This window comes from Plantibacter sp. CFBP 8804 (assembly GCF_014841225.1).
Lineage (GTDB): Bacteria > Actinomycetota > Actinomycetes > Actinomycetales > Microbacteriaceae > Plantibacter > Plantibacter auratus.
In genome coordinates, this window is record NZ_JACYTU010000011.1 from 40,837 (window position 1) to 57,220 (window position 16,384).

Here is a 16,384-nt window from a genome sequence, read left to right on the forward strand (position 1 = left end):
GCGACCGCTATCGATCGAATGCAGCGAGCGCGACTCTCGCCGCCTCCGCGACCAACGCGTCGTCATACTCGGCGTCCGGATCGAGTGTGTTCGTAAGGATGGTCAGGACGATCGGGTCGCCGCCCGGCCGGTGGATGATCGCGATGTCGTTCCGGATCCCACCTGCACCCCCGGACTTGTCGGCCACCTGCCATCCCGCCGGAGCACCGGCCCGGATGAGGTTGTCGCCCGTCGCGTTGCCGCTCATCCAGGCGAGGAGCGTCGCCCGGTCGGCGGACTCCAGGTAGGAGCCGTCGACGAGGCGGGTCAGGTCGTCGGTGAACGCGGCAGGGGTGGTGGTGTCATCGGTGCTGCCCGGTTCGATCACGTTCAACAGCGGCTCCGCGTTGACGACCTCGGTCACCTCATCGCCGAGCGCACCCAGCGCTGCATCCAGCGCTGCCGGCCCACCGATCCGGGCGAGGACGAGGTTGAGGGCCGTGTTGTCGCTCCGCCGGACGGCGGCCTCGGCGAGCTGCGACAGAGTCAGGCCGGTCTCGACCTGTTCACTCGTCACCGGCGAATAGCCGGCCGCCTCGACATCCTCAGCCGACCACGTGACGAGCTCGTCCCGAGCAGCGCCACGCACCTCGTGGAGGAAGACGGCTGCGGCGAGCGCCTTGATCGTCGAGGCGTACCCGAAACGCTCGTCCGCGCGGTAGGACAACCGGGCACCGGTCCCCGTATCGAGGGCGCTCACGCCGACGCGCGCGCCGAACTCGGCCTCCAGGGCTTTGAACTCGACGGACCGGTCGAGCATCGGGGTGGGCGGGGCCGACGCCGGGGCCGAGGTTGGGGAGCTCGGTGACGCCGAAGGGGACGGAGTAGCGGAGGCGCACCCCACGAGCCCGAGCACCAGCCCGCCGATGAGAGCGACGGCGACGCCCCGCTTCATCGACGAACGCCGGCGGTAGCGCCGTGCTCCCGCTCGAACGCCTGCTGCGTCCGACGCGAAGTCGCCACCCGCCGGATGCCGAAGCACGCCCAGACGGTCCAGAACACCGCCATCGCCCAGCTGAGTGGGGAGCCCGCGGCTGCGAACCAGACGGAGCCGGCCACGAAGAGCAGACCGATCGTGATCATCACCCAGCCGAAGGTGCGCTCACGTTCGAAGGCGAGCCGTTGCTGCACGAGCGAGTCCATGTGAGGACGCTATCGCGAGATCCGGAACGACGGCGCACGAACCGACGAGACCAGGGCCAGGTCGGGCGTGCGCCGATCACTCCTGCCCGGTGAGCCGACGATCGAGGCGCTCGAGGTCCGCCGCGACCATCGCGACGTCCCGCGCGAACGCGTCGTCGTCCAGCTCGATCTGGCGCACCGTGAACACCACCTCGGCACCCTCCGGATGGGCCAGGACACGCACCGGGTTGGTCACCACGGTCCCGGACGGCAGGGTCACGTCGTGGTCGAGCACGCCGAAGCGGTTGCGCTCGACGAACCGGACCTCCACCCGACCCATCGGCGACTCGACGAACAGCGAGTCACCTTCGCGCACCACCTCGGCCTGCGCGAGACCGGCCGCCCACCGCGGGAGGTTGTCAATGTCCGACGCGTACTCGTAGACGGCATCCGGCGAGGCGCTGATGACCCGGCTCACGTGATGACTTCTCATGGACGCATCTTGCCAGGCACGCGCGGCGACCGCGCAGTCGGCGTGATGCAGATCCGAGAACCATGAGTGCGCCGCGCGCGCGGCTCAAGGGCGCACTCCTGGCCGATTGCGTGCGCCACACCACCGCTCACCGTTCCGTGAGGCCGTACGCTCGTCCCCATGCACGTCACCCTGACGACACGACGCCGACCCTCGCGGTGGCGGGTGGCAGCGTGGGTGTTCATCGGGTGCGTGTTCGTCGCCGGGCTCACCCACGCCCTCCTCAACGGCAATCGGGCGCTGCTGCTCGCCCCGGTCGACGGAGAGTGGCTCATCGCCTGGCTGCTCGGCACCGCAGCCGTGATCGCGTTGGCTGGCTCCCTGCGGACCATGGTCAACCTTGGCTCCGACAGTCATCCGATCCAGGCGTTCGTCCTCCTGGTCGTGACCGGCCTGCTCATCCTGCCCGTCGGCTTGGTGCTGCTGTTCGTCCATTCACCGACCGCGTGCACAGTGCTTACGATGCCGGACGCCTCCCGCGACTGGGCCGTGTGCGAATACGTGCCATTGAGCATGACCTCGTCGTACACCCTGCATCACGGTAACGGATTCACCTTCGACCGCATACCGACGCTGAACTTCCCCGATGCCCCGTCGTACGAGCACCGCGGCGCCTTCGTCGGGGATGAGTACCGGGTCGACGAGCTCGCGGACGGCACATTCATCCTGCGATACACCACCGAGTGGGGTGGGCCGATGGACGGATCGCTGCAGATCCCGAGCGAGTGACGGCCGACTGATGCTCGCCGCCGAGAGTGCCCGTTCTGCTGTTCCGAGCACGCTCGGCGAGCAGATCGGGCACTCTCGGCGAGCAGCCCGGGCACTCTCGGCGCGACGCACTCAGACCGCAGGTGCGAACGGGTCGCGGAGCGCGCGTCGGAGGACCGCCCGCTCGGCGACCGTCCACAGCGCGCTCGTCGCGAGGTAGACGGCGGCCGCGAACGGGACGATGGCCGCGAAGCCGACCGAGAGGAACGGGAGCCAGCGCATGATGGGTGCGATTGCGGCGGCGCTGGCGGGAGCAGGCGTCCGCTGTGCTGCAGCTGCGTCCGGGCTGCCCGTCCAACGTGCACTCGCGCGCCTCGTGAGCTCGATCGCGAGGCCGAGCAACAGCAGGACGACGAGGAACGGCCAGATCGCCGCGACCGTGGTGCCGATCAGCTGGAACAGGTTCGAGCCGAGCGGAACACCCCCGACCACTGCGGAGAGCAACGTGTTGGCATGACCGGCGATGTCCTGATGGACGAACAACGCGTACACCGCCGAGACGACCGGTGCCTGCGCGAGGAGCGGCAGGCAGCCCGCGACCGGTGAGGTGCCGTGGCGCTGGTAGAGCTCGATGACCGCGCGGTTCAGCTCCTCGGGGCGGCCGACGTAACGCTTCCGGAGGGCCGCGAGCTCAGGAGCGAGACGGCGCCTGGTGCGTTCGGTGCGCACCTGCGAGACGCCGACCGGCAGCAGGAGCAGTCGCACGAGCACGGTGAGGACGACGATGGCGAGCAGCGGCGCCCACGAGCCGGCAAACGGTTCGAGGACGGTGCCGGTCGCTGCGACGAACCCGGCGAGGCCGTCGAGGATGGTGGAGACGAATGGGATGGTGGAGAGGTCCATGAGGTGGTCCTTCGATCGAGAACGGGAGAGGATCGTTCGACCGCCACGGACCACCGGGGGCGCTACTGCACGCTGAACCCGGCCGTTCTGACGGTCACGATCGCGCTTCCGGGCGCTCGAGACCGGACGTGCCCCGGTGCGTCGGGGTTGTTGTGCGTGACCAGCACCCGGAGGTTCTCGACCTCGCGCAGCTCGACCGGGCCGGTGCGTGGCCGGAGCGTCACGCGCACCTGCAGGATGACGGCGATGAGGACAGCCGCCGCGGAAACGGCCCCGATGAACCCGAGAACCATGAGGGCGGGGATCACGACGTTCCCGCTGCCCCCTGCTCCCAGCAGCGCGAACGTCCGCGCCACGAGTTCGAGCAGACCGACCATGATCCGAGGCTAGCAGCGGCCTCCCCCTCGGGACTGGTCGGTCCTGAGGATCGCCGTCCACAAGCCCGTAACTGGACGTCTGCACCAACCGGTTTGGACAGGTGTCGGGACTTTCCGCGGACCAGCGAAACGGCCGCCTCGCCGCGTTACCGTGGTCGCGCTCCCACATTCCGTGGAAGCGGAATTCGCGAGAGTCGTTCCGAGCACGGCTTGGCTCGACATGAGCTTGGAGGTCAGTCATGCCATTCGTGACAACGGACGACGGCACGGAAATCTACTACAAGGATCTGGGCGACCCGGCCGCGCAGCCCATCATGTTCCACCACGGTTGGCCGCTGTCGTCGGATGACTGGGACGCGCAGGTGCTCTTCTTCCTGTCGAAGGGGTACCGCGTGGTGGCCAGCGATCGACGCGGTCACGGGCGGTCGTCGGAGATCGGGTCCGGCCACGACATGGACCACTACGCCAGCGACGTGTCGGCGGTCGTCGAGCACCTCGACCTGCGCAACGTCGTCCACATCGGGCACTCGACGGGTGGCGGCCAGGTCGCGCGGTACGTCGCCAAGTACGGCGAGCCGCAGGGTCGTGTGGCGAAGGCCGTCCTGGTCTCGTCCGTGCCTCCACTGATGGTGCAGACCGACGCCAACCCCGAAGGGACACCCATCTCGGTCTTCGACGGCTTCCGGAGCGCGCTCGCCGCGAACCGGGCGGAGTTCTTCCAGGCCGTGGCTTCGGGCCCGTTCTACGGCTTCAACCGCGACGGCGTCACCGTGTCCCAGCCGGTCATCGACAACTGGTGGCGTCAGGGCATGACCGGTAGCGCCGTGGCGCACTACGAGGGCATCAAGGCGTTCTCCGAGACCGACCAGACCGAGGACCTCAAGGGGATCTCCGTGCCGGTCCTCTGCATGCAGGGCGATGACGACCAGGTCGTGCCGTACAAGGACGCCGTCATCAAGCAGGCCGAGCTCCTCAGCAACGCGACCCTCAAGGTCTACGAGGGCTTCCCGCACGGCATGCTGACCACCCACGCCGACATCATCAACCCCGACCTCCTCGCCTTCATCGAGCAGTAAGGGAACCCCGTCGGAGACGGGCGGGGCACCCGGGTGACCTCGGGTGCGCCGTTCGTGTGATGGCCGAGTCCCGCCGTCGCAACGCCCGGCGATCGACCGATCAGCGGCTGGGCCGTCGCTCGAACGCGACACTCCCCGACTCAGCCCAGTTGGCGAGGAGTTGCATGCGGTCCGCGGAAGCGGATCCGGGCTCGGCGGAGAAGACGAGCATCTGCAGGCCACGATCTGAGGCCAGGTCCATGCTCTGGTAGTTGAGAGCGAGATCGCCGACGATCGGATGGTGGACGTTCTTGGACCCACCGCGGTGCTCCCGGACGTCGTGGGCACCCCAGAGCTTGCGGAACAGGTCGCTGCGCGTGGACAGCTCGCCGACGAGGTCGCTGAGTCCCCGGTCGTAGGGTGAACGGCCGGCTTCGGCGCGGAGGATCGCGACGATCTGATGAGCGTTGCCCTCCCAGTCTTGGTAGAAGTTCTGGGAGCGCCGGTCGAGGAACACGAACCGCGCCGCGTTCACCGGTGGGCTCACGTCGTCGAACATCTCAGAGAACAGCGCCCGACCGAGCGTGTTGGTGGCGATGGCGTCGAGCCGCCCGTTCTGCACGAAGACGGGAACCGTGGACATCGCATCGATGGTCTGTTGCATACCGGCCGTCAATGTCGTCATACGAGACTGCCGCCGCTGCGGACGGATTCCGGCGTTCGCAGTGCGGATGAGCCCGGCGAGGTGCGAGTGCTCCGCCTCGGTGAGCTGCAGGGCGCGGCTGACCCCGTCGACGACGGCTTCCGAGACCCCGGTGGCGTTTCCTCGCTCGAGCCGCTTGTAGTACTCGGCGCTCATTCCTGCGAGCAGGGCGACCTCCTCCCGGCGGAGCCCGGGCACTCGGCGCCGACCGCCGTAGTCGGGCAGCCCGGCCTGCGACGGCGTCAGCTTCGCCCGGCGCGAGGTCAAGAACTCGCTCAGGTCGTCGTGGATGTCCATGCATCGACGGTACGCCGATTCACCGCCGTGAGAGGGGCCCTCCTGGTGCACCTGTAGACCGGGCCACGCTCACCCGAGCGCCGAGCGGTTGACTCGGAGCATCACCCCTCGACAGAAGGAGCAGCATGCAGCACGCACGTCTCGGAACCCTCGAAGTCTCCCGCATCGGCCTCGGCGCCATGACGATGGCCGGCACCTACACCACCGGCGGCGGGCTCGACGACGACGAATCCGTCCGCACCATCCACCGCGCCCTCGAACTCGGCGTGACGCACATCGACACCGCTGAGGTCTACGGGCCGTTCCACAGCGAGGAGGTCGTCGGACGAGCCATCGCGGGGCGTCGCGATCAGGTCAAGCTCGCCACGAAGTTCGGGCTCGTGTCCCATTCCGGCAAGCAGGGTCGTGTCGCCGACAGCTCGGCAGCGAACGTGCGAGCGGCCGTCGAAGGGTCGCTTCGGAGACTCGGCACCGACCACATCGACCTCTACTACCAGCACCGCGTCGACCAGCACACGCCCATCGAGGAGACGGCGGGCGCCGTCGCCGAGCTGATCGCTGAAGGCAAGGTGCTGCACTTCGGGCTCTCCGAGGCTTCTGCTGAAACGATCCGCCGTGCGCACGCCGTGCAGCGGGTGTCGGCGCTGCAGACCGAGTACTCCCTGTGGACTCGCGAGGTCGAGACCGACATCCTGCCTCTCCTCCGCGAGCTCGGGATCGGGTTCGTGCCGTACTCCCCGCTCGGCCACGGCCTCCTCACCGGGCAGCTGCGTTCGTCCGACGACATCCCCGAGGGCGACTGGCGCAAGACGAACCCGCGGTTCACTCCCAAGAACTTCGGTCGCAACCTGGCGATCGTGGATGAGGTCCGGGCCATCGGCGCTGAGATCGGTGCCACGCCGGCACAGACCGCGCTAGCCTGGATCCTCACCCGCGGCGAGGACATCGCGCCCATCCCCGGAACACGACGGGTCTCACGGGTCGAGGAGAACACGGCCGCCGATGCCGTGCAGCTCAGCCCCGAGCAGGTCGAGCGGTTGAGCACCCTCACCCCTGCGGCCGGTGCTCGCCACGATGACGCCAACATGGCCTCGATCGACCGCTGAGCACACCGTCGCGAGACGTGTTAGACACGAGGCATCCGCCTCGTTTCCGCAGAAGGAGTTCCCAGATGAGTCAGCGCTCCAAACGCTCCACGAGACAACGCCGAGACGAGGAGCGGCGCGCGGCTGAACGCCGTCACCGGCGCCGCGCCTGGCTCATCTTCGGTGCCGTGGTGATCGTCGTGCTCGGGGTCGGAATCGCCTTCGCCATCATGTCGGGAGAGCTCGGTTTGATCCTCAGCGCGGCCATCGGTCTGCCTGCTCTCGCCGGCGTCGCGGCAGCGATCCAACATCGGCTCCTGCAGGGGGATGACGCCGAGGACAACGACCTCTACGCCGCAGGGAACACGTGGATCGGATGACACGAGACGTGACCGACTTCCCACGCACCCACCACCTCGGCCGGATCGATGTCGTGACGCTCGACGACACCGCCGCCCTCAGTCAGGACGTCGCACTCGACATCGAGCAGGTGCAGGCGGCTTGGCCGGCGTTCGAGAACTCGTTCGACTCGCTGCAGGGGCGCAAGATGATGGGCCTGGTCTACGGAGGAAGCGACAGGTACCGCATGGCGTCCGCGCGGCTCGACCGGGATGCCGATAACCCGCTCGGCCTGGACGAGACCGTGATCCCCGGCGGCGACTACCTCCGGCTGCGTCTTCGCGGTGAGGCGCCCGGCGTCTACGCCCGTATCGGCGACGCCTTCGACGTGCTCTTCGACCTCGCCGATCACGACGAGAGCCGTCCCCACATCGAGCACTACCGGCGCGAGGGCGAGGTCGACTGCCTCGTTCCGGTCAAGTCGCCCAGCTGAGCTGTCGGCTCAGCCCACCAACGGGTACCAGTGTCGGTCGCGCAGCTGATGCTCGTCATCGTCGAGACGCACCCATGTGCCGTGAGCCTTCGGAGTCGCGTCCAAAGCCCACACGCCGAAGTGGGCGACCGGTGCCGGCCAGTCGTATCCGTCGGCCGGTGCCTCCACGACGTTGCGTACGGCGCCGATGAAGTGCGTGCCCGTGTGCTCACCGGTGATGCGTTGCGCCAGTTCACGAACGGCCGCCGTGCCGTCGACATCATCGGATGCAGCCTCGAGCATCGGCAGATCGAGCCGCCCTGTGCCCTGCCTCGGCACGCAGAACACCTGGTCGGAGTCGCGCAGGAGCAGGCGCACGACCGCCATCGGCCGGGGTGGCTTCGTCCGGCGGACCACCTCGGCCCGGCCTCCCAGGGGAAGCCACGGCGCGTCGTGCGTCACGTGGACGAGCGTCTCGTCTTCGTTCACGCCGCGAGCGTACCCGAATCGAGGGAGCGTGACCGGTGCCGTCTGCTCGAGCTCTCAGTCAGGCGCGCTCAGCGAGATCGTCACTCGCTGGCCACTCCGAGCGGCGGGAGTATGCCCTGGGCCGCCGCCAAGGCTCGGGCGACGATGAGCGGCGGGTCGACGATCGCTCCAGAGGCGATCAGAGCGTCGAGCTCGGACAGCGGGATGCGCACGAGCCGCACCTGCTCCGCGGGATCCGACAGGTCCACCAGGCCGGAACGGATGCCTCGAGTCGAGATGAACAGGTGTGTCGGCCAAGACGCTCGCCCCGGGTTCATGAAGAAGGTGTGCAGCGGTCGGAGGTCGTCCGGAACGATACCGAGCCCCTCTTCGAGCTCACGCCGAGCGGCATCGAGCGGGGCTTCGTCCGTTCGACCCGCACCGCCCGGCAGGTCGTGGATCCAGCGGTCGAGCGGGTATCGGTACTGCCGGGCGAGGAGCACGTCGTCGCCGTCGATGATCAGCGAGGCGACGGAGAAGGGAACGCTCTCGTCGACGAGATACCTGGATCGCGACCCGTCCGGCAATCGGACCTCGTGATCGACCAAGGTGACCCGACCTCGGTGGACCGTCGTCTTCTCGAGCGTGGTCCAACGTGATTCATCCGGAACAGGCATCCGCCCACCCTACGGTCGAGCGCCGTCCGGCGATCATGTCCTCAGCGGAAGTCGCCCAGCTGACGCTCGACGGGCACCGTGCCCTCGACGATCACGTCACCGGTGTGGGCGGTCGTGACGGTCTCGATCAAGACGATCTCGACCTCCTCGTCGGCGATGGGATTGTGCTGCACGCCCCGCGGCACCACGAAGAACTGGCCCGGCGTGAGCACGACTTCCTCATCGTCGGGGAGCTGGATACGGAGCGTGCCCGAGACGACGAGGAACATCTCGTCTTCGTTCGCGTGGTCGTGCCAGACCAACTGCCCGAGGAGCTTCGCGACCTTCACGTATTGATCGTTGACCCTCCCGACCACTCGAGGCGTCCAATGGGCCTCGACCTGTCGGAGTTCGGCGGCGATATCGATTCCGGAGAGAGCGGTCATGCATCCATCGTCTCGCGACTGACGTGCCTCGTGGCACGGTATCGCCCCTCGGTCTCGGTGCGCGCCGGCTTCCGACCACACAACTGCAGCACTGAGCGCGCCGGTTGCACGATCTCAGCGCTCTCCACATCCGACTCGGTGCCGACATCAGGGCCATCCGGAGTCCGATGTGCCGCTCACAGCTCGTCACTACGGTCGAGAACATGCCACTGCCCCTGCCATCTCGCCGCCTACTCCTGCCGTTCGGTGCTGCGACCCTCATGGCACTTGTCCTGCTCGTCGTCCCGGCACCGGGCAGCGTCAGCGTCGTCGGCACGCGCTGGCTCGCTTCCCTCGGCTCGGCCATCCCGAACGTCGAACTCGCCTCGGAGGTCGGCCTCGCACTCCTGGCTGCGACGACGATCTCGATGGCGGCGTTCGCCTGGATCCGCCACCCGGAACGGCGGGCGCGGCTGCTGGCCGGCGCCGCCGGGGTCGGCCTCGCCTACGCCGCGAGCGAGGGACTGAAACTCCTCTTCGCCCAACCTCGACCATGCACCCGGTGGTCGATCGCGACCGAATGCCCGCCGGCCGGTGACTGGTCACTGCCGTCGAATCACGCGACGCTCGCATTTGGAGCGACCGTCGTCATCGCGATCGCCGTCGGCCGATGGTGGGTCACGTGCTCGGCGCTCGCACTGGCGGCGCTCGTCGCCGCCGGCCGGGTCGCGCAAGGCGTGCACTACGTCCACGATGTCGCCACGGGAGCGGTCCTCGGCCTGGCGGTCACCGCCGCCCTCGTCGCCGCTACAGCGACATGGCAGCGCCGCTCGGCCGCGGCCCGCTCGTCGCTGGGGTGACGGTGACCACACCCGTGACCCGACGGCGCACCTCACCTACGATGACGTGATGGTCGACGACAACGAGCGCGGATTCCGTCGCGCCCTCACCGAAGCGAGCGACCACTTCGGGCTCGATCATGAACGCCTCGAGCCGCTCGGCGGGATGACCGGGCGGGTGTTCGGGATCGACGACGTCGTGCTGCGCCTCGGCTCCCCGGAGACGATCGCGCACGAACTCGCCGCTGCGAACGCAGCCGCCGTGGCGGTGCCGGTCCCGGCGACCGTCGGCGCCTTCGTCCCGACCGACGGTGGACCATGGGCGGCCGCGCTCATCGAGCGGGTCGACGGCACTGTCGCCGCCGATCTCAGCGGCGTGACCGCGGAGCGGGCCTTCACCCGGGGTCTGGCCGGTGGTCGTGCGCAGGCGGCGCTGTGGACGGTCGCCGCTCCGCCGGCGTTCGCCTCCATCGACGGCGAGCGCTCGCTCCTGCATCTCGATCTCCACCCGTTGAACATCCTGCTGGGGCCGGACGACCGCGTGACCGCCGTCATCGACTGGACCAACGCCGCAGCCGGGTCGCCGGACTACGACCGGGCCAGGACCTCCGCCATCTTCCGGCTGGACCCGCACGCGATACCGCTGCTCGACCAGCCGATGTGGCGGGCGTTCCTCGCGGGCTGGACCGACGGCGCGAGCCTCGACGACGCGTCGACGGCTGCGCGCATCTGGGCCTGCCGGTTCATGCTGCACGATCTGCAGCATCGCCACCCCGGGGATGCACTCGACCACGTGCGTCACGAGCTGGAGGTCCTCGAGCAGGCCGCCGAGAGTGCGCAATCCGTCCCCTGACGCTCCGGTCAAGAGCAGAACGGGCGCTCTGGGCGGCGGCGTCAGACCGACCGGTACCGCATGGCGATCATGCGTGTCTGGCCCCTGCCAGACTGGCATCGATGATCATCCGCACCGAACGAACCACCCTCGAACCGATCTCACCGGCGCTCGCGCGACGCATCGTCGAACGCGATGAGCGCGACGGTGACGCCTGGCACCCGGAGTACCCCTTCGCCGACGAGCTCCGCCCGCTCCGTGGCCTCGCGGAATCGACCACTGGCGACCCGATCTTCACGATGTACCTCATCCGTGACGCCGACGGGACGGCCGTCGGTGGACTCGGCTTCTTCGGCCCACCCGACAGCGATGGCCGCGTCGAGTTCGGCTACGGTCTCGTTCCCGCCGCTCGCGGGGTCGGACTCGCGACGGAAGCGGTCGCCGGCGCACTGTCGTTCGCCGCAGCGCATGGCGCAGAACGGGCGGCCGCGGAGACCGCCGTCACCAACCTCGCATCCCAGCGGGTCCTCCTGAAGGCGGGACTCGCCGAGACCGGACGCACGGCCACGACGGTGTCGTTCGCGCGCGAACTCTGACAGGAGATGCCAGCCATGGTCGGGGCCCGACGCCCCCTCCGCCCGCGCGCGACGTGAGGAGACCGTCTGGGTTCCGGGGAACGATGTATGGATCCCGTGAGGACTGGTACTCGGGCAGAATGCGAGGCGTAGACCGGAGGTCATGACCCTCACGACGATCCTGCCTTCACTCCGCCGCAGCATCCCGGACCCGTTCCTCCCCGACCGCTGGCCGGCACACACCCACCTCAGCACCACGGACGTGATCGTCGACGACGTTCCGATGCTGCGCCTGGTCGAGCAGTGCGGAACCCCGTGCGTCCACTCGGCGGCAGCGGTGATCCCCGGCACAGGCGGATGCCCCTCGCCCGTCAAGCAGACCTCCGTGGTCGTCATGCGCGTCGTCGCTGCGGCGTTCGGCGAGGACGGCCATCACCTCACCCTCGACGCCTGTCTCGCAGACGTCGAGCCGTGCTGGTCGGAACTCCGGCTGATCGGGCGAGCGTCGACGACGCACACAGTGTCGTTCCACCTCGACAGCGCGGCAGGAACCGAGCAGCGCGTGCTGCTCCCCCGCGACCTCGCGTCCGGCGACCTGCTCGCCGCGCCGTGTCGCGGGGAGGTCGTTCAGGCGGTCGGCTCGGCGTCGGGCTTCATCCAGAACGGCGAGTAGTGGTACCCGTCGGGGTCGTCGAACTGGCGCTGGTACATGAACGGGTAGTCGTCGGTGTCGCCGATCCGTCCACCCGCGGCACCGGCGCGCTCGACGAGCTCGTCGACCGCCTCGCGACTGCCGAGGTCGAAGGAGACCGTCACCTTCGAGGGCGTGTCCGGTCCGCCGATCAGCTCCTCGGTGCCGCCGACGCTCGCGTACATCTCTCGGCTCCCGAGCATGACGTATTGCCCGGGAGCGATCTCGAAACAGGAGACCTGGTCAGAGGACATCGCCGCGTTGCGGGTCCAGCCGAGGGCGTCGTAGAAGGCGGTCGCGCGTTCGACGCTCTCGACCGGACACGTGATGAAGAGGCTCATGCGGTCAAGCTACGCCCGGCGTGAGCGCGCCCACAAGGACGTCTTTCCGAGGTTCACTCGGACGGCGCCCACGGCACGGTCGGATCGATCGTCGTCGCGATCCTCGCGCTGATCTCGGCCAGTTGCCGCACCTGCGCCTCCGTGAGCGAGCCGAAGACGAGCTCCTCGACGAGGGCGTGGTGTGCCGGCGTGGACCGGGCGACGTGCGCGTGGCCGTCGTCCGTGAGGACGGCGAGGGTGAACCGACCATCGGTGGGGTCGACCTCGCGTCGCACCCAGCCCTGCTTCTCGAGTCGCGAGACCGCGCGGGAGAGCCGCGAGAGCGTGCTGCTCGCGTACCCGGCGAGCGTGCTCATCCGGAGTGTGCGGTCCGGGGCGGTGTCGAGCGCGAAGAGCAGCCCGTGCTCGTAGTGGGTCAGCCCGCTGTCGCGCTGCAGCTGGGCGTCGAGTGCCGCGGGAAGCCGCTCCACCAAGGTGGCGACGGAGGCCCAGGCCGCGAGCCGCTCGCCGCTGAGGCCAGGATGTTCGGCGGATTCGGTCATGGGGCAAGCCTATTCGACTTGCTTGAGCAAGTGAACCGACCTAGAGTGACTTGCCTGAGCAAGTGAGGCGGCGTATCGCCGACAGAGGGAGACGACATGGACCTACAACTCCGCGGCAAGACGGCGTTCATCAGCGGATCGACCGGCGGCATCGGTGCCGCCGTCGCGCGGAGGCTCGCTGCCGAAGGCGCACGCGTCATCGTGAACGGACGCTCCGAGCAGGCGGTGCAGGACGCGGTCGCCGCGCTTCGGCGCACGCACCCCGATGCCGGCCACGAAGGGATCGTCGCGGATTTCGCCGATCCCGCCTCCGTCGAGCGACTGCTCGGTGACCTCGGCGCCGTGGACATCCTCGTGAACAACGTGGGCCAGTTCGGTCTCGCGGAATTCGAGGCCATCTCGGACGACGACTGGTCCCACGTCCTCGAGGTCAACCTGATGAGCGGCGTCCGGCTGTCCCGGCACGCCCTGCCAGGCATGTTGGATCGTGGCTGGGGGCGCATCCTCTTCATCAGCAGCGAGTCCGGCGTGAACATCCCCGCCGACATGATCCACTACGGCGTCTCCAAGGCGGCGATGATCGCCCTCGGCAACGGACTCGCGAAGCTGACCCGCGGCAGCGCCGTGACGGTCAACACGATCCTCGGCGGCCCGACCTACTCGGCCGGCGTCGCCACGACGATCGAGTCGATCGCCGCCGGCCAGGCCGCGCCGGTCGACGCGGTGAAGGCCTCGATCATCGGTCGCAACACCACCACTCTGCTCGAACGCTTCATGGAGCCCGAGGAGATCGCCTCGCTGGCGGCCTACCTCGCGAGCCCACTGGCGTCGGCGACGAACGGTGCAGCCCTCCGCGCGGACGGCGGAGTGCTGACCGGGATGCTCTGAACCCAGCCAAGCACTCCGCCGCTCGTCGAGATCACGTCGTCTCGCTGAGGAACTCGGCTCAGGCGTTCCGGCGGCGGACGAGCAGGAACGCCGCGCCTCCGGCCAGCAGCGCCAGTGCGCCACCCACCGACGCCCACAGCTCCGCACCCGTTCGTGCCAGCTCTCCTCCGGGACGCCCATCGGTGGGCACGACAGGAGTCACTGCCGCAGGGACGCCCGTGTACCACGAGGCATCCGACACCGACACGGTCTCCAGGTCGGGTCGTGCGGCGCCGGTCGAGTCGGCAGGGACACCGACGGCCGTCGCGGTGTTCATGTAGGGCCCGTCGATGGCCGTTCCGTTCGCGACGCAGGTCACCGACTCGCCGGGGGCGAGCAGCGCGATCACGTTGCCGCCATCACCACAGACGATGTCGGCGCCGTCGACCTGGTCGTCCGTGACGACGACCTCGGCGAGGTGGGTGTTGCCGGCGTTGCCGACCCGGTAGGTCCAGGCGACGGCGCTGTCGATCACGATCTCCGGGCCGGGTGCCTCGGTGACATCCTGATCGTTGGTGAACTTCTCCATCGAGATTGCTGGCGCGACCGCCTCGAGCGGGAGTTCGAACGCCCACCACAACCCGGACATGGGAGTGGTGTTCGGCGAGGAGCCGTTCAGCGTGATCGTGAGCTCGGAGATCTCGGTGTTGGTGGTGAAGGTCTGCGTGACGCCGTTCGCTCCGCCGGGGCACACCGAACTGATGTCGACCTGACCCGTCTGCGCATCCACCGTGACCGCGCCGGGGGTTCCGGATCCGGTGTCCGCCCGGTAGTCCAGCCAGGACCCGGCGACGTCGGAGGACAGCTGGGCACTCTCCGACGCCCCGTCGCGGCACACGTCGACGTCGTTGAACGCCAGGACCGCGCCCGCGGGAAGGGCGCCACCCTGCAGGCCGGAGAAGTCGAAGGTGTAGGTGGCGCTCCCCTCGTTGTTGAAGACCGTCCAGGAATCCGCGTACACCTGCCCGACGGGCGTCTGTTCGGCGTTGTTGAACTTGGGTCCGATCGTCGGCAGGAAGGTACCGGCATCTGTCCGACCACTGGTCGACACGGCCATCTGGACCTCGCCGATCGCTGCCGGCGGGAGCACCTTGCCGGTCGACGGGTCCGGCTCGCGGAATCGCAGTGGGTAGGTCTGGCCATCAGCCAGCGTGGTCTGGTCCATTCCGGTCAGGCCGGTCACGCCATCGCCGGTCAGGGGTGGGACGGTGGTTCCGATCGGGTGGTCCGGCGTCATCGGTGCAGACGCCGCGTGAGCCGGCGCGGCCATCAGCGTCGAGCCGACGGTGGCGAGGACCGCCAGAGTGATGAGGTTCGTCGTCCGTTTCGTGGACATGGTTCTCCTAGGGGGCGCGGTGCATGGGTGGGCCTCACCGAAGCTGTCGCGAACGCGGGTCATCGACATCCGGTGAAGGGGCGGTGCGGCGGAACGTCATGACGACGCCTCGGGGAGGACGTCAGGTCTCGCCACATATCGACTCGTTTGAGTAACTGATATGTAAGACTTTATATGACGAATGCGAAATACTCAACCGTCGTTGCGGAGTGCAACCACACGGTCGACGTCACTCGGTCGAGCGACGCTCCCGGACCGCGTCGAAGGTCCGCTGCAGCGCACCGATGGACGCTTCGGAGTCGACCTGGGCGACTCCGATGAAGAGGCAGTCGACGACCATCAGCTGGGCGATCCGACTGCCGAGCGCTCCCGAGCGGAACGCCGTCTCCCGCGCGGACGTCTGGAGGACGATGTCCGCGCTGGTCGCCAGGGTCGACTCCGCGTGGTTGGTGATCGCGATGGTCGTCGCCCCGGAGCGGGCCGCGAGCCGGAGGTAGTCGACGGTGTCAGCGGTCGCGCCGGAGTGCGAGATCGCGACGGCGACCGCCTGCTCGTCGAGGATCGCAGCGGCGGTCCAGGCGGCATGCGGGTCGGGCCATTCGAGCGCCACGCGCCCGATCCGTGAGAGCTTCCGCTGCAGGTCGACGGCGACGATGGAGCTCGCCCCGACGCCGAAGATGTCGACCCGGCGAGCGCCGGCGACCGCTGCGACCGCACGGGTGAGGGCTGCCGTGTCGAGCGCCTGCGCGGTGTCGGCGATCGAGAGCGATTCGTTCGCGGCGACCTTCGCGACGATGTCGTCGAGGCTGTCGCCGGCGACGATGTCGGGCGACTGCACGTTCGTCCCGGCGAGCGCGAGCCGCTCGCGGAGGTTCTCCTCGGTCAGGTCGTGTCGGAAGTCCTTGAAGCGGTCGTAGCCGATCTTTCGCGTGAAGCGCACCACCGTCGTCGTCGACGTCGAGGCCTCCTCCGCGATCTCGGCGACCGACCGCGTCGCGAAGGCGCCCGGGTCGGCGAGCAGCGATTCGGCGATCCGCCGCTCGGAGGGACGGAGTTCGTCGAGACGGGCGCGCACCTCGGTGGACACCGCCCGTGATGTCCGGTGGACGTCGGCTCCCAT

At 68.8% G+C, this 16,384-nt stretch carries 23 protein-coding genes; 10 read left to right on the forward strand and 13 right to left on the reverse strand.

Annotation, left to right across the window (positions count from 1 at the left end):
• Window positions 1-7: 7 nt before the first annotated feature.
• The 3 genes from bla to IFU11_RS15815 all read right to left on the reverse strand — a co-directional run bounded on the left by bla (window position 8) and on the right by IFU11_RS15815 (window position 1,639).
• Entirely contained in the window at window positions 8-799 is a 792-nt protein-coding gene (gene bla, locus IFU11_RS15805) for a class A beta-lactamase (RefSeq protein ID WP_198425015.1), read from the reverse strand.
• A gap of 131 nt (window positions 800-930) precedes the next feature.
• Window positions 931-1,182: a hypothetical protein gene (locus tag IFU11_RS15810; protein ID WP_137243028.1), complete on the reverse strand. Its 252-nt coding sequence runs from the start codon at window positions 1,180-1,182 to the stop codon at window positions 931-933.
• Window positions 1,183-1,258: 76 nt separating this feature from the next.
• Window positions 1,259-1,639: an SRPBCC family protein gene (locus IFU11_RS15815; RefSeq protein WP_137243027.1), complete on the reverse strand. Its 381-nt coding sequence runs from the start codon at window positions 1,637-1,639 to the stop codon at window positions 1,259-1,261.
• A gap of 174 nt (window positions 1,640-1,813) precedes the next feature.
• Between IFU11_RS15815 and IFU11_RS15820 the strand changes: the two genes are divergently transcribed.
• Window positions 1,814-2,422 (forward strand): hypothetical protein, encoded by a 609-nt coding sequence (locus IFU11_RS15820; protein WP_137243026.1) that lies wholly within the window; start codon window positions 1,814-1,816, stop codon window positions 2,420-2,422.
• Between the two features lie 111 nt (window positions 2,423-2,533).
• On the opposite strand, the gene yidC is transcribed toward IFU11_RS15820, so the two are convergent.
• Entirely contained in the window at window positions 2,534-3,304 is a 771-nt protein-coding gene (gene yidC, locus IFU11_RS15825; protein ID WP_192019560.1) for a membrane protein insertase YidC, read from the reverse strand.
• 62 nt (window positions 3,305-3,366) lie between these two features.
• Window positions 3,367-3,681, reverse strand: coding sequence for a DUF6412 domain-containing protein (locus IFU11_RS15830; protein WP_192019561.1), 315 nt, complete (start codon window positions 3,679-3,681; stop codon window positions 3,367-3,369).
• A 239-nt stretch (window positions 3,682-3,920) separates the two neighbouring features.
• Here IFU11_RS15830 and IFU11_RS15835 point away from each other — a divergent pair, with 239 nt between their 5' ends.
• On the forward strand, window positions 3,921-4,757 hold the full coding sequence (locus tag IFU11_RS15835; protein WP_192019562.1) for an alpha/beta fold hydrolase: 837 nt from the start codon (window positions 3,921-3,923) through the stop codon (window positions 4,755-4,757).
• 100 nt (window positions 4,758-4,857) lie between these two features.
• Here the strand turns inward: IFU11_RS15835 and IFU11_RS15840 are convergent, their stop codons facing one another.
• Window positions 4,858-5,736, reverse strand: coding sequence for a helix-turn-helix transcriptional regulator (locus IFU11_RS15840; protein WP_192019563.1), 879 nt, complete (start codon window positions 5,734-5,736; stop codon window positions 4,858-4,860).
• Between the two features lie 125 nt (window positions 5,737-5,861).
• Between IFU11_RS15840 and IFU11_RS15845 the strand changes: the two genes are divergently transcribed.
• From IFU11_RS15845 to IFU11_RS15855, 3 genes are all read left to right on the forward strand, one after another.
• Complete coding sequence (locus IFU11_RS15845) at window positions 5,862-6,842, forward strand: aldo/keto reductase (protein WP_192019564.1); 981 nt, start codon at window positions 5,862-5,864, stop codon at window positions 6,840-6,842.
• A 65-nt stretch (window positions 6,843-6,907) separates the two neighbouring features.
• Window positions 6,908-7,201, forward strand: a complete 294-nt coding sequence (locus IFU11_RS15850; protein ID WP_192019565.1) for a hypothetical protein — start codon at window positions 6,908-6,910, stop codon at window positions 7,199-7,201.
• 8 nt (window positions 7,202-7,209) lie between these two features.
• Window positions 7,210-7,653 carry a GyrI-like domain-containing protein gene (locus IFU11_RS15855; RefSeq protein ID WP_192019566.1) on the forward strand — a complete coding sequence of 148 codons (444 nt, stop codon included), beginning with the start codon at window positions 7,210-7,212 and terminating at the stop codon, window positions 7,651-7,653.
• A 9-nt stretch (window positions 7,654-7,662) separates the two neighbouring features.
• On the opposite strand, the gene IFU11_RS15860 is transcribed toward IFU11_RS15855, so the two are convergent.
• From IFU11_RS15860 to IFU11_RS15870, 3 genes are all read right to left on the reverse strand, one after another.
• Window positions 7,663-8,121 carry an NUDIX hydrolase gene (locus IFU11_RS15860; RefSeq protein WP_192019567.1) on the reverse strand — a complete coding sequence of 153 codons (459 nt, stop codon included), beginning with the start codon at window positions 8,119-8,121 and terminating at the stop codon, window positions 7,663-7,665.
• An 80-nt stretch (window positions 8,122-8,201) separates the two neighbouring features.
• Entirely contained in the window at window positions 8,202-8,777 is a 576-nt protein-coding gene (locus tag IFU11_RS15865; RefSeq protein WP_192019568.1) for an NUDIX hydrolase, read from the reverse strand.
• Window positions 8,778-8,818: 41 nt separating this feature from the next.
• Window positions 8,819-9,202: a cupin domain-containing protein gene (locus tag IFU11_RS15870; protein WP_071262105.1), complete on the reverse strand. Its 384-nt coding sequence runs from the start codon at window positions 9,200-9,202 to the stop codon at window positions 8,819-8,821.
• 203 nt (window positions 9,203-9,405) lie between these two features.
• Between IFU11_RS15870 and IFU11_RS15875 the strand changes: the two genes are divergently transcribed.
• The 4 genes from IFU11_RS15875 to IFU11_RS15890 all read left to right on the forward strand — a co-directional run bounded on the left by IFU11_RS15875 (window position 9,406) and on the right by IFU11_RS15890 (window position 12,100).
• On the forward strand, window positions 9,406-10,041 hold the full coding sequence (locus IFU11_RS15875) for a phosphatase PAP2 family protein (RefSeq protein ID WP_192019569.1): 636 nt from the start codon (window positions 9,406-9,408) through the stop codon (window positions 10,039-10,041).
• Window positions 10,042-10,090: 49 nt separating this feature from the next.
• Window positions 10,091-10,873, forward strand: a complete 783-nt coding sequence (locus IFU11_RS15880; protein ID WP_192019570.1) for a phosphotransferase — start codon at window positions 10,091-10,093, stop codon at window positions 10,871-10,873.
• Between the two features lie 101 nt (window positions 10,874-10,974).
• Window positions 10,975-11,448 (forward strand): GNAT family N-acetyltransferase, encoded by a 474-nt coding sequence (locus IFU11_RS15885; protein ID WP_192019571.1) that lies wholly within the window; start codon window positions 10,975-10,977, stop codon window positions 11,446-11,448.
• 142 nt (window positions 11,449-11,590) lie between these two features.
• Entirely contained in the window at window positions 11,591-12,100 is a 510-nt protein-coding gene (locus IFU11_RS15890; protein ID WP_192019572.1) for a hypothetical protein, read from the forward strand.
• On the opposite strand, the gene IFU11_RS15895 is transcribed toward IFU11_RS15890, so the two are convergent.
• A complete protein-coding gene (locus IFU11_RS15895) occupies window positions 12,055-12,459 on the reverse strand; it encodes a VOC family protein (RefSeq protein ID WP_124767731.1) in 405 nt (134 codons plus the stop codon). The genes IFU11_RS15890 and IFU11_RS15895 overlap by 46 nt on opposite strands.
• 53 nt (window positions 12,460-12,512) lie before the next feature.
• A complete protein-coding gene (locus tag IFU11_RS15900; protein WP_137243013.1) occupies window positions 12,513-13,001 on the reverse strand; it encodes a MarR family winged helix-turn-helix transcriptional regulator in 489 nt (162 codons plus the stop codon).
• A 96-nt stretch (window positions 13,002-13,097) separates the two neighbouring features.
• Between IFU11_RS15900 and IFU11_RS15905 the strand changes: the two genes are divergently transcribed.
• Entirely contained in the window at window positions 13,098-13,889 is a 792-nt protein-coding gene (locus tag IFU11_RS15905) for an SDR family NAD(P)-dependent oxidoreductase (RefSeq protein WP_192019573.1), read from the forward strand.
• A gap of 58 nt (window positions 13,890-13,947) precedes the next feature.
• Here IFU11_RS15905 and IFU11_RS15910 read toward each other — a convergent pair whose 3' ends face one another.
• Window positions 13,948-15,264 carry a DUF7507 domain-containing protein gene (locus IFU11_RS15910; RefSeq protein WP_192019574.1) on the reverse strand — a complete coding sequence of 439 codons (1,317 nt, stop codon included), beginning with the start codon at window positions 15,262-15,264 and terminating at the stop codon, window positions 13,948-13,950.
• Window positions 15,265-15,493: 229 nt separating this feature from the next.
• On the reverse strand, window positions 15,494-16,384 hold the full coding sequence (locus tag IFU11_RS15915) for a MurR/RpiR family transcriptional regulator (RefSeq protein WP_137243010.1): 891 nt from the start codon (window positions 16,382-16,384) through the stop codon (window positions 15,494-15,496).

What these genes read in the sequence shown, in the direction of transcription:
- bla (WP_198425015.1), bottom strand. Translation starts at nt 799, where the DNA reads ATGCTCGACCGGTCCGTCGAGTTCAAAGCCCTGGAGGCCGAGTTCGGC.
- IFU11_RS15810 (WP_137243028.1), bottom strand. Translation starts at nt 1,182, where the DNA reads ATGGACTCGCTCGTGCAGCAACGGCTCGCCTTCGAACGTGAGCGCACC.
- IFU11_RS15820 (WP_137243026.1), top strand. Translation starts at nt 1,814, where the DNA reads ATGCACGTCACCCTGACGACACGACGCCGACCCTCGCGGTGGCGGGTG.
- yidC (WP_192019560.1), bottom strand. Translation starts at nt 3,304, where the DNA reads ATGGACCTCTCCACCATCCCATTCGTCTCCACCATCCTCGACGGCCTC.
- IFU11_RS15830 (WP_192019561.1), bottom strand. Translation starts at nt 3,681, where the DNA reads ATGGTCGGTCTGCTCGAACTCGTGGCGCGGACGTTCGCGCTGCTGGGA.
- IFU11_RS15835 (WP_192019562.1), top strand. Translation starts at nt 3,921, where the DNA reads ATGCCATTCGTGACAACGGACGACGGCACGGAAATCTACTACAAGGAT.
- IFU11_RS15840 (WP_192019563.1), bottom strand. Translation starts at nt 5,736, where the DNA reads ATGGACATCCACGACGACCTGAGCGAGTTCTTGACCTCGCGCCGGGCG.
- IFU11_RS15845 (WP_192019564.1), top strand. Translation starts at nt 5,862, where the DNA reads ATGCAGCACGCACGTCTCGGAACCCTCGAAGTCTCCCGCATCGGCCTC.
- IFU11_RS15850 (WP_192019565.1), top strand. Translation starts at nt 6,908, where the DNA reads ATGAGTCAGCGCTCCAAACGCTCCACGAGACAACGCCGAGACGAGGAG.
- IFU11_RS15865 (WP_192019568.1), bottom strand. Translation starts at nt 8,777, where the DNA reads ATGCCTGTTCCGGATGAATCACGTTGGACCACGCTCGAGAAGACGACG.
- IFU11_RS15870 (WP_071262105.1), bottom strand. Translation starts at nt 9,202, where the DNA reads ATGACCGCTCTCTCCGGAATCGATATCGCCGCCGAACTCCGACAGGTC.
- IFU11_RS15875 (WP_192019569.1), top strand. Translation starts at nt 9,406, where the DNA reads ATGCCACTGCCCCTGCCATCTCGCCGCCTACTCCTGCCGTTCGGTGCT.
- IFU11_RS15880 (WP_192019570.1), top strand. Translation starts at nt 10,091, where the DNA reads ATGGTCGACGACAACGAGCGCGGATTCCGTCGCGCCCTCACCGAAGCG.
- IFU11_RS15885 (WP_192019571.1), top strand. Translation starts at nt 10,975, where the DNA reads ATGATCATCCGCACCGAACGAACCACCCTCGAACCGATCTCACCGGCG.
- IFU11_RS15890 (WP_192019572.1), top strand. Translation starts at nt 11,591, where the DNA reads ATGACCCTCACGACGATCCTGCCTTCACTCCGCCGCAGCATCCCGGAC.
- IFU11_RS15895 (WP_124767731.1), bottom strand. Translation starts at nt 12,459, where the DNA reads ATGAGCCTCTTCATCACGTGTCCGGTCGAGAGCGTCGAACGCGCGACC.
- IFU11_RS15900 (WP_137243013.1), bottom strand. Translation starts at nt 13,001, where the DNA reads ATGACCGAATCCGCCGAACATCCTGGCCTCAGCGGCGAGCGGCTCGCG.
- IFU11_RS15905 (WP_192019573.1), top strand. Translation starts at nt 13,098, where the DNA reads ATGGACCTACAACTCCGCGGCAAGACGGCGTTCATCAGCGGATCGACC.
- IFU11_RS15910 (WP_192019574.1), bottom strand. Translation starts at nt 15,264, where the DNA reads ATGTCCACGAAACGGACGACGAACCTCATCACTCTGGCGGTCCTCGCC.
- IFU11_RS15915 (WP_137243010.1), bottom strand. Translation starts at nt 16,384, where the DNA reads ATGGGAGCCGACGTCCACCGGACATCACGGGCGGTGTCCACCGAGGTG.